The organism is Pseudomonas sp. NY15437, assembly GCF_048068435.1.
GTDB lineage: Bacteria > Pseudomonadota > Gammaproteobacteria > Pseudomonadales > Pseudomonadaceae > Pseudomonas > Pseudomonas nitroreducens_B.
Window position 1 is genome coordinate 219,938 of the sequence record NZ_JBLUQC010000003.1, and the last position, 14,841, is coordinate 234,778.

The 14,841-nt window shown below is 68.5% G+C and carries 12 protein-coding genes; 5 read left to right on the plus strand and 7 right to left on the minus strand.

Translation table 11 applies throughout. The features are described from left to right. Positions 1–8: 8 nt before the first annotated feature. From ACNFIA_RS08515 to ACNFIA_RS08540, 6 genes are all read right to left on the minus strand, one after another. Positions 9–1,859, minus strand: a complete 1,851-nt coding sequence (locus ACNFIA_RS08515; protein ID WP_416784041.1) for a DUF1302 domain-containing protein — start codon at positions 1,857–1,859, stop codon at positions 9–11. 114 nt (positions 1,860–1,973) lie between these two features. Further along, a complete protein-coding gene (locus ACNFIA_RS08520; protein ID WP_416784043.1) occupies positions 1,974–2,990 on the minus strand; it encodes an MBL fold metallo-hydrolase in 1,017 nt (338 codons plus the stop codon). 60 nt (positions 2,991–3,050) lie between these two features. Continuing rightward, positions 3,051–4,952, minus strand: a complete 1,902-nt coding sequence (locus tag ACNFIA_RS08525) for an acyl-CoA synthetase (RefSeq protein ID WP_416784045.1) — start codon at positions 4,950–4,952, stop codon at positions 3,051–3,053. Further along, a complete protein-coding gene (locus ACNFIA_RS08530; RefSeq protein WP_416784047.1) occupies positions 4,952–5,905 on the minus strand; it encodes a fumarylacetoacetate hydrolase family protein in 954 nt (317 codons plus the stop codon). The genes ACNFIA_RS08525 and ACNFIA_RS08530 overlap by 1 nt, the downstream gene beginning before the upstream one ends. A 145-nt stretch (positions 5,906–6,050) precedes the next feature. After that, positions 6,051–7,154 (minus strand): VOC family protein, encoded by a 1,104-nt coding sequence (locus tag ACNFIA_RS08535; protein ID WP_416784049.1) that lies wholly within the window; start codon positions 7,152–7,154, stop codon positions 6,051–6,053. A 79-nt stretch (positions 7,155–7,233) separates the two neighbouring features. Continuing rightward, positions 7,234–7,848: a TetR/AcrR family transcriptional regulator gene (locus ACNFIA_RS08540; RefSeq protein ID WP_416784051.1), complete on the minus strand. Its 615-nt coding sequence runs from the start codon at positions 7,846–7,848 to the stop codon at positions 7,234–7,236. A gap of 263 nt (positions 7,849–8,111) precedes the next feature. Here ACNFIA_RS08540 and ACNFIA_RS08545 point away from each other — a divergent pair, with 263 nt between their 5' ends. From ACNFIA_RS08545 to ACNFIA_RS08565, 5 genes are read left to right on the plus strand one after another with little or no spacing between them, the layout of a single operon-like run. After that, entirely contained in the window at positions 8,112–9,740 is a 1,629-nt protein-coding gene (locus tag ACNFIA_RS08545) for a bifunctional 3-(3-hydroxy-phenyl)propionate/3-hydroxycinnamic acid hydroxylase (RefSeq protein ID WP_416784053.1), read from the plus strand. After that, positions 9,737–11,383: an FAD-dependent monooxygenase gene (locus ACNFIA_RS08550; RefSeq protein WP_416784054.1), complete on the plus strand. Its 1,647-nt coding sequence runs from the start codon at positions 9,737–9,739 to the stop codon at positions 11,381–11,383. Before ACNFIA_RS08545 ends, ACNFIA_RS08550 begins: the two co-directional genes overlap by 4 nt. A gap of 1 nt (position 11,384) precedes the next feature. Further along, a complete protein-coding gene (locus ACNFIA_RS08555; RefSeq protein WP_259755614.1) occupies positions 11,385–11,765 on the plus strand; it encodes a hypothetical protein in 381 nt (126 codons plus the stop codon). Between the two features lie 33 nt (positions 11,766–11,798). Next, positions 11,799–12,872, plus strand: coding sequence for an amidohydrolase family protein (locus tag ACNFIA_RS08560; RefSeq protein ID WP_259755613.1), 1,074 nt, complete (start codon positions 11,799–11,801; stop codon positions 12,870–12,872). 54 nt (positions 12,873–12,926) lie between these two features. Continuing rightward, positions 12,927–14,156, plus strand: a complete 1,230-nt coding sequence (locus ACNFIA_RS08565) for an NADH:flavin oxidoreductase/NADH oxidase family protein (RefSeq protein ID WP_416784057.1) — start codon at positions 12,927–12,929, stop codon at positions 14,154–14,156. 4 nt (positions 14,157–14,160) lie between these two features. On the opposite strand, the gene ACNFIA_RS08570 is transcribed toward ACNFIA_RS08565, so the two are convergent. Next, the gene (locus tag ACNFIA_RS08570) at positions 14,161–14,817 is read right to left on the minus strand and encodes a TetR/AcrR family transcriptional regulator (RefSeq protein ID WP_416784059.1); all 657 of its coding nucleotides are present in this window, start codon (positions 14,815–14,817) and stop codon (positions 14,161–14,163) included. Between the last annotated feature and the right edge of the window lie 24 nt (positions 14,818–14,841).

Consider the following 14,841-nt stretch of genomic DNA (forward strand, 5'->3'; position numbering starts at 1 on the left):
TTCTCCGCTTAGAACGACACGCCAAGGCTCAGGGCCACGAAGTCCCGGTCGGTGTTCACGTTGTAATCGCCACCGAAGAAGTTCGTGTAGGAAAGGCTCATGTTGTAGGTGTTGAGGTAGGTGCCATCGACGCCGACGCTGATTGCCCGCGCGCCCTGGTTGAACCCCGGCTCCGGGGCGTAGCCGTGGACGTCGTGGGACCAGGCCAGGTTGGGGCGCACGGTGGCGCCGTCGATGAGGTCGGCGTACTCCCAGATGGCGCGCGCCTGGTAACCCCAGGCGTTGCTGGTGACGAAGCCGGAATCGTTGCAGTACTGCGGCGTCGCGCTGTTGCCGGTACACAGGCTGTTGTCCGGGTACAGCGCCCCCTGGCCGAACACCGGGCTGCGGCCGTAGCGCAGCTCATCCTTCCCGCCCAGGCCACCGACGTGGGTCAGGCCGACCTCGCCGATCAGGGTCAGGCGGTCGGCGCCCATCACCTGGTCGAAGAAGTGCGTGGCGGTGACCTGCGCCTGGGTCACCTCCTTGCGCCGATAGCCCTTGAGGATCGCGTCGTTGGCCGGGGCCGGCGCATCGCCGTACACCGGGGTGAGCGCAGGAATGCCCAGGGTGGCGGTGACCACGTCCACCGGGTTGATCTGCACCGGCATGTTCGGCCGGTAGCTGATCTCCCCGGCCAGGGTGGTGCCGGTGGGCAGGCTGGTGCTGAAGCTCAGGCCGTAGAGCTGGATATCCTCGGGGTAGTCGGCGAAGTACTGCGCGCTGCCCAGGCGGTAGGCCTGGGTGAGCTGCTGGCCGGCGCTGCTGCCCATCACTGCGCCGCAGAGGCCGTTGGGCAGGCCGAGGTTGCCGCACAGCTGCGGGGCGAAGCCGAGGTCGGCGATGTGCGGCCCGCCGCGTACGCTGAGGTAGGGTTGGCGGCTGTGGTAGTTGATGAAGTAGCCGGCGAATTCGCTGTCCAGCTCCGGGGCGAACCAGCGCAGCGCCGTCCCCCACTGGCCGCCGTCGCGCGCCTCGCGGTCCTTGCCGCGGGGAATGACGATGCCCTCGTCGGTGAGGTTCACCCCCAGCGGCGCGAGCGCCTGCACGGCCAGCGCGTTCTGGTTGATCACCGGGCCCGCCGCCAGGCCGTTGCAGCCGTCGGCCATGACATCGGTGGTGGAGAAGAAGGTGCCGCAGTTGTCGATCACCGTCTTCTGCCACTGCAACTGGTAGAAGGCCTCGGCGGAGAGGTGCTCGCTGAAGTTCTGCGAGACGTAGAACATGTTCACCGGGATCAGGCCTTCCTTGATCTCCGACCCTGGCCGGCGGAAGGCTGCGACGTCGATGGGGTTGATGGCATTGATGCCGCCCTGGATGAAGGTGCTCTCGCCCCAGCTCACCACCTGCTTGCCCAGGCGCACGGTGCCGGGCAGGTCGCCGATGCTGTAGTTGTGGTAGAGGAAGGCATCGAGGAACTCGGCGCCGGACGCCTTGGCGCCTTCCTCGCGGCCGTGGTCGTCGATGTTTCGAAAGTGCAGGTCGTCGTCCTTGAGCTTGAAGTCGTACCAGTACTTGCCGCGGACGAAGGCGCCGCTGTCGCCGTACTTCAGCTCCGGGTCGTGGATGCCCTTGAACACCTTGGAGAAGGTCTCGCCTTCGCGAAAGTTGCGCTTGCCGTCGTCGGAGCTTGCGCTGTGCAACAGGCCGGCGTCGGCGTTGCGCATGGCCCAGCTGGCGCCGACCGACAGGCTGGAGTCGAACTGTCCCTCGATCTCGCCGAGGGAGAAAGTGAACGCCTGCGCGCCGTCGCCGTACAGGGCCAGAGCGATGGCGGCGGGTAACGCGAGAAGACGCAAGGCGGGTAATCTGCGGTTCATCTGACACGACCTCTTGTTGTTGTTCTGTCGTCTGCCGGGCCTTTTTCGGGCACAGCGGGTCCCCGCTGGCCCGCGTGGCGCAGGCCAGTTGCTGAAGGTGGTGGCGTGGAGGCGCTAGAGGCTCAGGTCGAGGGCATCCTCCCCGAGCGTGATCTCGCCCGAATACTCATCGGCCATGCCGCTGACGAACAGGCGCCGGGTGAGAGCGTTGTCCGGGGCGGGAATCAGGTGGGTGAGCACCAGGTGACGCACGCCTGCTCGCTGGGCCAGGCGCGCCAGTTCGAGCGTGTCGGCGTGGTAGTCGAGCACCCGCAGCGCCTGCTCGCCGCGACCTGGCTGGCCGGTGCGGGCGAGGGCGGCGGCGCCCTGGTGGATCAGCTGCGTATTGATCGCCTCGTGCACCACCAGGTCGGCGTCCTGCAGGGCATCGAGGTAGCGCTCGCTGACGCGGGTATCGCCGCTGATGAAGAGCTTCTTGCCCTGGTAGCGCAGCACATAGCCATAGGCCGGTTCCACGGGGCGATGGTCGACCCGGTAGGCATCGATGGTGACCCCGGCCTGGTTGTAGACGCGCACCGATTCCGAGCCCTCGGCAATCTCCACCCGGCGCGGCTCGGCGAAGGCCAGCTGGCGCGACGTCGTGGGCAGGGCGTGGGCGCTGCGGTAGGTGGCGTCCGCGGCATAGGCCATGGCCAGTCCCTCGACGACCTGCTCGACACCGGACGGGCCGTAGACCAGGAAGGGAGTTTGCCGGCCATTGATCCAGCTGTGGTTGATCAGCGCGCCGAGGCCGTTGAAGTGATCCGAATGCCAGTGGGTGATGAACACCTGGGAAAGCGCCTCGACCGGCACATGGCTGTGCTCCAGGTTGCGCATGGCGTTCTCGCCGGCATCGAAGAGGAACAGCCGGCCCCCGGCGGCCACCAGGGTGCAGGCCTGCCCGCGGGTGGCATTCACCTGCGGCGAGCCGGTGCCGCAGAGGATCACGCGCAGGCCTGAACCGGCCTGCAGCAGGGAGCGGTCGGTCTGGTCGCGCACCATCGCATCCAGCGCGGCCTGCTGGATGCGTTCGCAGCCGGGCAGGGCGAGGACGAGCAGCAGGGCAAGGGCTCGTGGCAATCGGGTTCGCATGGCACTTCCTTCGTCTTATTGTTGTTTCGGGTGCGAGCGTTGTGCGTATGGCGCCAGGGGTCAGCCGTGCCAGTCCACCGCGAAGCTGTAGCGCCCCAGTGCGCGGGCCAGCGCCTCGCGTCCGGCACCGGCACGCACCTGCGCCACCAGCCCGCGGCGAGCGTCCTGCACCACCTCCACGGCGACGCCGGGCAGGCCCTGGTTGTCTGCTTCCTGGTGGATCACGCGGGCGATTTCCCGCTGTTGCAGGGCCGGCTTGAAGATCTTGCCCACCGGCGTGACGGGCAGGGCGTCGAGGATCTCGATGCGCTTGGGCACCGCGGCTCGCTCGCTGATCCGCTGGTTGGCAAAGGCCAGCAGCTCGCTGCCCTCGGCGCGCTGGCCGGCGGCGAGCTGGACATAGGCCACCGGTATCTCGCCGGCGTGCGGGTCCGGGCTGCCGACGGCCGCTACCAGCGCCACCGCCGGATGCGCCTGGAGCGCCTCCTCGATCTGTTTCGGGTCGATGTTGTGCCCGCCGCGGATGATCAGTTCCTTCTTGCGCCCGGTGAGCCAGAAGTAGCCGTCGGCGTCCTGTCGACCCAGGTCGCCGGTGTTCAGCCAGCGCTGCCCGTCGATGTCGATCCACAGGCCCTTGTTGTGGTTCTCGTCCAGGTAGCCCAGGAACACGTTCGGGCCGTGGATGGCGATCACGCCGACTTCGTCGGCCTCGGCGTCACGCAGGTATGCGCCCTGGTCGTCGAGGATCACCGCGCGCATGCCCTGGTAGGCCAGGCGCAGGCCGATGGAGCCGATGGGGCGCTCGCCGGCCGGCGGGTTGCTCGACGACACGCAGGCGCCCTCGGTGAGCCCGTAGCCCTCCAGGATGCGCACGCCCACCCTGCGCTCGAATTCGCGGAACAGCTCCACCGGCATCGGTGCCGCACCGCACAACGCATACTGCAGGCTGGACAGGTCGTGGCCCGCCGTGGGCTGTTGCAGCAGGGCGGAATAGACCGTCGGCACGCCGGAGAAGAACTGGATTCCGAAGTGCTCGACCATGGCCCAGAAGTTCGCGATCACCCCGTCGCCGCGGTACCCCTGGGGCGTGCCGATGATCACCCGGTCGCCGTGGGTCCAGGGCATCAGGCCGGTGACCAGCTGGCCGTTGACGTGGAACAGCGGCAGGCCGCAGAAGATCACCTGCCCGGCCTCGCGCGGCTGCAGGTTGGCGGCCATGGCCCAGGCGTTGAAGACTTCCGAGCCGTGGCTGCGGCGGGCGATCTTCGGCAGGCCCGTGGTGCCGCCGGTGCAGAAGTAGGAGGAGGGCTCCTCGGCGCGAATCTGCCGGCCGCTCGTCAGCCGCTCGGCGCTTTCGCGGCGCATCAGCTGGCGCAGGTCGTGAAGTCGCAGGCGCTTGTGCCGGCTGCGTTCGCGCCGCGCCATCCAGCGCAGCGCGAGACCCGGCAGGGTGCCCACATAGGGCGCCATGCTCACCCAGACCACGTCGCGCACGCTGGGCAGGCCATCGAGCTGGCTGGCGAGTTTCGGCCACAGGTCGCTGCCTGGCGTCGGCGCCAGGGTCACCACGATGCGCGCGTTGGCGGCGCGCAGCAGGTCGGCGATTTGCGGTGCTTCCAGCAGCGGGTTGATCGCCAGCACGACGCCGGCCGCCTCGCCGCCCCAGATGACGAAGTGGGTTTCCGGCAGGTTCGGCAACAGGAAGGCGACCACGTCCCTGGCACCGAGGCCCAGGCTGTGGAAGGCGTTGGCGGCGCGGGTGATGTTGGCGAACAGCTCGGCGTAGGTCCAGTCGTGGGTGTGGCGGAAGTGCTTCGCCTCGAGGAAGAAGCTCAGCGCCGTCGAGCGGCCGTGTTCGCTGGCGCAGCGGCGCAGCGCCTCGTAGGTGCTGGCCGGCAGCCCGCGCTGCGCCAGCGGCACGCCCTCGAGCGCCTGGATGTCGGCGAGGTCCTTCACGGCCATCAGGCTTGCTCCACCACGCGGTTGCGCTGCACACCCAGGTCGATCACGCCATCGGTGCTGCGGATGCTGGCTTCGACCACGTCGCCTGCCTTGAGGTATTGGCTGCGACCTTCCTGGGCCTTCATGAAGGCCTGCCACTTGACCCGTTCCGGCAGCAGCGCGGCGATGCGCTGCTTGGCCGGCGACGGAATCGATAGCGCACAGCCGGCCGGGGTGCCGGTGGCGATCAGGTCGCCGGCGGCGAAGTCCTGCACGCCGGAGAGTTCGCTCAGGGTCGCCGCCGGGCCGTGCACCAGGTTGGCGGTGCTGTCGTCCTGGCGCACCTGGCCGTTCACCGTCAGGCGCAGGCGCAGGTCCTTGAGGTAGTGCATGTCCGCCTGGCCCAGCAGGCACAGGTACGGCCCCACCGGGCCGAAGGTGCGGAAGCTCTTGCCCTTGTAGAACTGCATCTGCGGGATCTGGATATCCCGCGCGGAGTAGTCGTTGACGATGACCACGCCGGCGATGAACTCGTGCAGGTTGGCGTCGGTCACCGCGACCTTGCCGGTGATCTCGCGGCGCAGCACCAGGCCCAGCTCGATTTCGTAATCGAGGAAGCGCACCTGGCGCGGTTTGATCAGGTCGCTGTCGGCGGCCACGATGCAGCTCTGCGCCTTGGTGAAGATCATGTTGAAGTGCTTGGCATCCGGGTCCATGCCCGACTCGATCATGTGCTGCCGGTAGTTGGCGCCCTGGCAGACGAACTGCTGGTCGCGGGTGATCGGCGAGAGCAGCGTCACCTCGTCGAGGGCCAGTTCGCCGCCCTGCAGCTTGGCAAGTTCCTCGACGCGGACCTGGCGGATCAGCTCGCCGGTGCTGGCGAAGCGGCCCGGAATGAGGCTGATGCGCCCCTGGCGGAGTACGCCCCAGTGGCGGTCGTTCTGGTGTTCGAAGTGGACTACGTGGACGGGCATGGAAGCGACTCCTGGTACAGCGGTTGGCCGCGTGGGCGCGGCGATTGTCGTTGTCGGGCGAGCGGCGCCTGGGCGGGCCAGCAGCGCCCCGGCCATGAGCAGGGCGGCGCGGGCGAGCAGACGGCGGCGGTGCACGCTGGCGGCCCTAGCCGAACATCCGCGCCAGCGTGACCAGCTTGCGCAGCGTGAGGTCGGGGCTGTGGCGCAGGTTGTGCAGCAAGGCGCGCAGGTTGCGCAGGTTCATCGGCGGCTTGGTGAAGCTCCTGGGCATGCGCTGGCCCCACTGCGCCATGGCGTCGGGGCTGGCCGCGTGCAGCCCGGTGGGGCGCTCGGCGGTGAACAGGTCGCCATCGCAGTAGTGCTCGTGCTTGTCGCCCCAGGGGTCCTGCCAGTAATCGAAGATCTGGCTGCCGAGGATGTGCCGGCCCATGCCCCAGGCATGCCTCCAGCCGCGTTCGCGCAGCACCCGCTGGCCCATGCCCACGGCGTCGGCATCGACCACCTCGTAGGCGCTGTGGCTGTAGGCGGCCATGAAGCCCTGGGCGAGGGCGAGGGTGTGGTGGTCGGCCGGCGTGTCGCCCAGGTCCAGGCGCAGGAAGGCCACGGCCGGGGAGCCGTCCGGCAGCACCTGCACGTCGCTGGGGATGAAGCCGAAATGCTCGGTGTACCAGGCGCAGGTGGCCTGGTAGTCCGCCACTTCCAGCACCACGTGGCCGAGCTTGATGATGTCCGGCGGCGCCACTGGCGGGCGTTGGGTAGCGTTGATGCGCAGCGCCTCGTCGACCTGGTTCAGCGGCAATGCCGGGCGGTGCACCAGCGCGCTGGCCGGCTGCTGGCCATGGATCGCCTCGACGACGAAGCCGGAAGGGTCGCGCAGGGTCACGCTCTCGCCGCCACCTGGCGAGTCCAGAGCCCGGATCGGCGAGGCGCCCGGCAGGCCTGCCAGGCGTTGCAGGTCCTCGCGGCTTTCCACCGCCAGGCCCAGGCCGACGAAGCGCGCCTGCGCCGCCTGCTGCACCCGATAGCAATAGGGCGCCGGGCCGGTGCCGCGCAGGTACAGGCAGTCGGCATCGCGGCGCGCGAGCGTCAGGCCGAAGTCGCCGAGAAAGCGTTTGGCCTGCTCCAGGTCCGGGCGCTCGAAGATCAGGTGGGCCAGCGCGCGAGCCCTGACCGTCGGCCGCGGATGGCGCGCCGGTTGCGGCGTCGCCAGGGCAGTGGTGCGAGGGGCGGAGGTGGGCTGACGGCTCATGTTTGTTGTTCTCCGTGGCTTTCGTCAGGCAAGGCTTCGCCATCGCCCCTGAGAAGGAGCGTTGGCAGGTTCGGTTGGATCAGTCCGCTGGCGGCAGCATCGGCAGCTCGCCGGTGGACAGGCTGCGCGCTTCCTCCGGCGCCACGCCGAGGCCGCGCAGGGTCAGTTCCGCTGCGTCGCTGCCGGCCTGGCGCCAGGTCCGGTGGCCCTCCAGGACCAGGAACATGGAGCTGAGCACGGTGCCGGCGATCATCGAGATCACCGACGGCAGCTGCTCCTGGCGGAAGCTGTAGCGGCCGTTGGCGAGCCCGCTGAGCAGGTCGGCGGTGGGCGGGCCGAACCACATGCCGCGCAGCGAATCCTCGCTCATCGAGAAGCGGCTGATGAAGGCGCCCCAATGCGGTTCCTCATGGGCCCGGCGGATGAAGAAGCGGATGCCGTTGGCCAGGCGCAGGGCGGGGTCGGCGGTTTCGCCGAAGCTCTTCACCACGCGCTGGTGCATTTCCACCGAGAGGTGGCTGGCCACGTGCTGGAAGAGGTCATCGATGGACCGCAGGTTGTTGTAGACGGTGCCCCGGGCCACGCCGGCTTCCTGCGCGAGGTCGCTGATGTTCACCTGGCTGGCGCCCTTCTCGGCGAACAGGCGCAGGGCGGCCTGGTGGATGCGGCGTTGTACGGGGTTGAGGGTTTCCATGAAGAGATGGCTCCAGGGTCAAGCGTGGGGTGATTGAACACGTGCGTTCAAAATAAGTCAACAGGGTGCATGCGAGGTCAATTTGCCTGCCTTTTTCCTGGTTCGCCCCGTTTTATGGGCCTTTGCAGCCGATGCGCGCTGTCCGGGAAAGGCTCTGCGCGGCGGGTTTGGCCCAGCCGATAGATTAAAAATTGATCTCCAGTTGACTGAATTGAACACGAGTGTTCAAAATGATCCGGCGATGTCTTCCACTGGAGCAAGCAATGCAACCGTCCACCACAACAAGAACGACAACCTGTGACGTGATCATCGTCGGCCTCGGCCCCACCGGGGCGGTGCTGGCCAACCTGCTGGGCCGCTATGGCTGGTCGGTGGTCGGCCTGGAGCGCGACGAGGACCTGTACTACGTCCCGCGTGCCGTGCATTTCGACGATGAAATCATGCGCATCTTCCAGTTCGCCGGCCTGGCCGACGACATCGGCCGCACCAGCGAGTCGTTCACCGACATGGAGATCATCCTGCGCCCCGGACGCAAGCCGGTGACGCGCTCGCGCATCGGCAGCCAGGACCGCCGCTACGGCCATCCCGGCGCCTGGTGGTTCCACCAGCCGACCCTGGAGCGGCACTTCCACGACGGTCTCAAGCGCTATCCCAACGTCACCCCGGTGTATGGCTGCCGCGTCACCGGCGTCGAGCAGGACGCCGAAGGCGTGCGCGCCACGGCCGTGCAGCGCGATGGCAGCGAGCGGGTGTTCCAGGCGCGCTACCTGATCGGCTGCGATGGCGGCAAGAGCTTCGTCCGCCGCGAAGCCGGGCTGCGCCTGGAGTCGGCGGACTTCGACGAGGCCTGGGTGGTGGTGGATACCAAGACCCGTTCCGGGCAGAAGGACGCCTTGCTGCCAGCCAACCATTCCCAGGTGTGCAACCCGGCCCAGCCGGTCACCTACGTGCCGATGGCCGGCCCGTACTACGAGTGGCAGTTCATGGTCACCGGCGGCAAATCCGAGCGCGAGGCCACCGACCCTGCGCTGGTGCGCGAACAGCTGCGCGACTTCGTCGATCTCGACAAGATCGAGATCACCCGCATCGCCTACTACAAGTTCCACGGCCTGTGGGCCAACGACTGGCGCAATGGTCGGATCATCCTGGCCGGCGACTCGGCGCACCAGATGCCGCCGTTCCTCGGCCAGGGCATGTGCTCGGGCGTCCGTGACGCCCACAGCCTGTGCTGGCGCCTGGACCTGGTGCTGCGCGGCACGGCGCGGCCGGCGCTGTTCGACGACTACGTGGCCGAGCGTTCGGCCCATGTGCGCGAGATCATCAACGGCGCCATGTTCCTGGGCAACGTCATCCAGACCCGCCATCGTGGCGTGGCCTTCCTGCGCGACTGGCTGCTGTTCCGCATCGCCGGGCTGGTGCCGTTCGCCAACAAGGCGTTCACCGACAAGGCCAATCGCAAGAAGCCGCTGGCCGCCGGTTTCTGCGGTTGGGGGCACCGGCTGTCCGGTCACCTGGCGCTGCAGCCGAAGGTGACGCGAGGCGAGGAGGGCGAGCGGGTGCTGCTCGACGAAGCCCTGGGCCATGGCTTTGCCGTCCTGGCCCGGCGCGGTCGCCTGGCCAGCCACGGCGCCGTGCTGGAACGACTGGCGCAGCAGGTGGACCTGCGCGTGCTGGAGTTCGCCGAGGACCCGGACGGCCCGGTACTGGGCGACCCCACCGGCGCGTTGCAGGACTGGTTCGATGGCGCCGGCATGGACTTCGTGCTGATCCGCCCTGACCGCTACGTTTTCGATGCAGGCCGCGCCGACCAGTTCGATCGCGTCGCCGCGCGCTTCCTCGCCGGCCTGTCGCTGGTGCACCACAGCAACCAACTTCAAGGAGTGGCGGCATGATCGACGTCCCCGTACTCATCAGTGGCGCCGGCCCGGTCGGCCTGACCCTGGCGCTGGCGCTGAGCCGCCTGGGCGTGCGTTCGGTGCTGCTGAACGATCGCAAGGAGACCACCCGCCATCCCAAGCTGGACGTGGTGAACTGCCGCTCGATGGAAATCTTCCGCCAGCTCGGCCTGTCCGAGCGCATCCGAGCCGCGGGCAACCCGCTCACGGCCAACCAGTATTCGGCCATGGCGGCCTCGGCCAGCGGTCCTTTCTACACCGTCATGGCCGACCGGCACCTGATCTACCAGCCGGTGCAGCAGGCGGAAGCAATCATCCGCGCCTGCCGCGATGGCAGCCTGCCGCTGGAGTCGATGCAGCGCATCGCGCAGATGCACCTGGAACCGGTGCTGATGGCCGAGGTCGAGGCCGACCCCAACATCGAGCTGCGCATGGGCTGGCGCCTGTACGGCTTCGAACAGGGCTCCACCGGCGTGGTGGCGATGGCCCATGAGGTGAATAGCGGCGAGGCGCAGCAGTTCTTCGCCCAATACCTGATCGGCTGCGACGGCCCCAACAGCCGCGTGCGCAACTTCCTCAACATCGACTACGACGGCACCCGCGACCTGGTCGGTGAACTCTTCATCATCCACCTGCGGTCGGACGAGATCGCCAAGCTGTTCCCCGGCAACCAGCCGTACTGGCACACCTGGCTGACCCGTCCGGGCTTCGCCGGGCTGCTGGTGTCGCCCGATGCCAGCCGCAACGACTACGTGCTGCACCGGCCGTTCGCACCGCGTCCGGGCGAGGCGCTGGAAAGCGTGATCGACGCTGCACTGGGGGTGAAGCTCAACTACCAGATCGTCCAGTCCGGGCCGTGGCGTCCGCAGTTCCTGGTGGCTCGCTCATTCGGCCGGCAGCGCGTGTTCATCGCCGGCGATGCCACGCATCAGTTCATGCCCACCGGCGGCCTGGGCATGAATACCGGCGTCGCCGAAGCGCACAACCTGGCCTGGAAGCTCGCCGCCTGCCTGGCCGGCTGGGGCGGGCCGAAACTGCTGGAGAGCTACGAGGCCGAGCGCCTACCCGTCGCCCGGCGCAACCGTGACCACGTGAAGAAGTGCGCGGCGGCGACCTTCGAGGCGCAGATGCACAGCACCGATGCGTTGCTCCTCGACGGGCCGGCGGGCGAATCGGCGCGCCGGGCCATTGGTGCGGAGTTCGAGCGCAAGGTCTCGCGGTTGTACGAATCCCTGGGCATCGAGATCGGCTATCGCTACCACGGCTCGCCGGTGATCGAAGCCGACCACGCGAGCGAACCCGCCTACGACGAGATTCGCTACACGCCCACCACCTGGTCCGGCGCGCGCCTGCCCAGTGCGTTTCGTGACGACGGCACGGCGGTGTTCGACCAGTTGCCGATGGATCGCTTCACCCTCCTGGCGTTCAACGCCGACGCCGACGATTACGCGCCGCTGCAGGCGGCCGCCGACGAATGCCGCGTGCCGCTGGCGGTGCTGCCGCTGCACGAGCGCCACCTGGCCGCGCTGTACGAGCGGCGCTTCGTCCTGGTGCGCCCGGACCAGCATGTGTGCTGGCGCGGCGACAGCCTGCCGATGGATTGCCATTCGCTGTTCAACCGCCTGCGTGGAGCCCGCTGACATGAGCGCCTTCTTCGATTCCCTGAAACTGCGGCTGCTGATGCTGGCCTCGATCCCCCTGCTGCGCCGTGCCGAGCGCCGTTCGGCGCGCTTCAAGGAACTGCTGCACGAGGAATCCTTCGTGCTGCAGGTACTCTCCGCCGACGGCGTCGGCGGCTACTACCAGCTGCGCGGCGGCGTGCTCAGCCTGCATCGCGGCGTGCATCGCCGGCCGGACTTCACCCAGCACTGGCGCAGCAGCGGCGATGCCTTGCGGGTCATGCTCAGTCGCGACGAAACGGACATGCTGCGCGCCGTCGAGGCCGGCCAGTGCCGGCTGCAGGGCCGTTTCGCGGTGGCCCTGTGGTTCAACGAAGCCATGAAGATCGCGCGGACCGCCTAGGCCCGCCCCCGGATCAGCACAAGGACAACCACCATGACGATCCAGCACGGACGAATCGACGTGCACCACCACATCATCCCGCCGGCCTTCGTCGACACCATGGCGAAGAAGGGGCTGACCATGGTCGCCGGCGCGCCACTGCCGACCTGGACGCCGCAGAAGTCCATCGAGGTGATGGACCTCAACGGCATCCAGACGGCCATCACCTCGCTGTCGGCGCCGGGCGTGCATTTCGGCGGCGGGGTGGAGCAGGCGCGCGAGCTGGCCATGCGCTGCAACGATTTCGCCGCGCAGATGCGCAGCGACCATCCCGGCCGATTCGGCAACTTCGCCGTGCTGCCGACACCCTTCACCGAGGCCGCCTGCCGCGAAGCGGTCCGGGCGCTGGACGAACTCGCGGCCGACGGCGTGGTGCTGCTGGGCAGTACCGACGGCGTGTTCCTCGGCGATGCGCGCTTCGACGAGCTGATGGCCGAGCTGGACCGCCGGGCGGCCATTGTCTTCGTGCACCCGAACATGCACGAGAGCAGCGAGAAGCTCGGCATCGCCGCACCGGGTTTTCTCGTCGAGTTCCTCTGCGACACCACCCGCGCGGCGGTCAACCTGATCCTCACCGGCACCCTGGAGAAGTACCCGCGCATCCGCTGGATCCTGGCCCACGGCGGCGGTTTCCTGCCCTACGTGGCCTGGCGCGTGTCGCTGGCCAATGCCCTGCCGCAGTTCCAGGACAAGGCGCCGCAAGGGGTGATGAACTACCTCCAGCGCTTCTATTACGACACCGCGCTGTCGCCCTCGCGCTATTCCATGGCGGCGCTGAAGGAGCTGGTGGCGCCGTCGCAGATTCTCTTCGGCAGCGATTTCCCCTTCGCCCCGGCGCCGGTCACGACCCTGACCTGCCAGACCCTGGAAGCCAACCCGTTGTGGTCGGCGGAGCAGCGCTACGGCATCAATCGCGGCCATGCCCTGCGCCTCTTTCCGCAGTACCGCGAGGCGCAGGAGCAGGTGGTCGCGGCGCCGGTCTTTCGGGGCGAATCCTTCGGCAGCCGGCTCAAGCGCAGGCTGACCCGGCCGCTGGGCGCCTACGTCGAGCGGGTACGCAGCCGTTGACCCAGGCCGTCACCACCTGCAACGCCCAGCCACCGAATCCGAAGGATTGAACCCATGAGCACCCTGTTCGAACCCTTGCACCTGCCCAACGGCCAGGTGATCCCCAACCGCATCGCCAAGGCCGCGATGGAAGAGAACCTGGCCGATGCCGACCATGCGCCGGGGGAGTCGCTGACTTGTCTCTATCGCCGCTGGGCGGAGGGCGGCGCGGGGCTGATCATCACCGGCAACGTGATGGTCGATCGCCGCGCGCTGACCGGGCCGGCCGGCGTGGTCCTGGAAAACGACCGGCTGCTGCGCCGCTTCAGCGCCTGGGCCGAAGTCTGCCGCAGCCACGGAGCCCAGGCCTGGATGCAGATCAATCATCCGGGCCGTCAGCTGATGGCGGCGCTGGGGCAGCCGGCGCTGGGGCCGTCAGCCATCGCCGTGGACATACCGGGCCTGAAGAACCTGTTCGCCCAGCCGCGGGCGCTCGCCGAGGCGGAAATCACCGGGCTGATTCAGCGCTACGTGGAGGCCGCCCGGCTGGCCGAGCGAGCCGGCTTCACCGGCGTGCAGGTGCATGCCGCGCATGGCTACCTGTTCAGCCAGTTCCTCTCGCCGCTGAGCAATCGGCGTGACGACCAATGGGGCGGCAGCCTCGACAACCGCGCGCGCATCCTGCTGCGCACGGTGGAGGCGATCAGGGCCCAGGTGGCCCCGACCTTCTGCGTGGCGGTGAAGCTCAACTCGGCGGATTTCCAGCGCGGCGGCTTCGAGGCGCACGACGCCGAGGCGGTGGTGCGCATGCTCAACGAGCGCTCCGTCGACCTGGTGGAGATCTCCGGCGGCAGCTACGAGAGCCCGGCGATGCAGGGGCAGACGCGGGACGGCAGTACCCTGGCGCGCGAGGCGTACTTCCTCGAGTTCGCTGAGCGCATCGCCGCGGCGGCCGCCATGCCGGTGATGGTCACCGGTGGCATTCGCCGACGCGAGGTGGCGGAGCAGGTGCTCCAGGGGCCGGTCTCGATGGTGGGCATGGCCACCGCGCTGGCGGTCGACCCTGCGTTGCCGCGGCGCTGGCGCAATGGCGAAGGGGCGTCGATCGAGCCGATCCGGGTGCCGTGGAAGAACAAGGCATTTGCCTCCGCCGCCACGCAGTCGATCGTCAAGAAGCAACTGACACTGCTCAGCCAGGGCCGACCGACGAATCCGCGCATCTCGCCGTTGCTGGCGCTGATCGGCAACCAGCTGAAGACGAGCCGGCAGTCGCGCCGCTATCGACGCTGGGTGGCCCAGGCCTGAAGCGTCAGTCGCCCAGCGGCAGGGGCAGGGCGGCGATTTTCTTCGCCTTTGCCGCAGTCGCGCCGAGGGCGAGGAGGATCATCTCGGTGACCCGCACGTCGTGGTCAGGAATCGCCCGGCCATCCAGGGTCGCGCGCATGGCGCCGGTGGCGGCGGACACCACCAGGTCCAGCGCGATGCCTTCGTCGGTATAGCGGAGCGTTCCTTCCGCGAGCCCCGCGCGCAGGTCGTTGAGCACATACCCGGCGAGCTTGGAATGCATGGCGCGGTCGAAGTGGATCACCCGCACCAGGGCGCTGGCCCATTGCGGGTCCGCCTGGGCCTGGCGAATGAACATCCGCACACCGATGGCCAGGCGCTGGGCGCCGCTGGAGACGCCCTCGCTGAGTTCCGTGATGGTCTCGGAAAACTCGCTGGCCAGCGCCAGGCCGACCGCCTCGGCCAACTCCTCGCGCGTGCGGAAGTAGTTGTAGATGGTGCCCGTCGACACCTCTGCCTCGGTGGCCAGTTCCTGCAACGCCGTGGCCGCCACATCCTGCCGGGAGAACAGGCGCAGTGCCGCGTCCAGCAGGCCCTGGCGCGTGCGCGCACGCTTCTTGTGGCCGCGCGTCAACGGCTCGACGGGAGACTCTGGGCGGGGCGAAGCAGGGCGATCGGTCATGGGGCGAACCTGGCAGCGGAACTG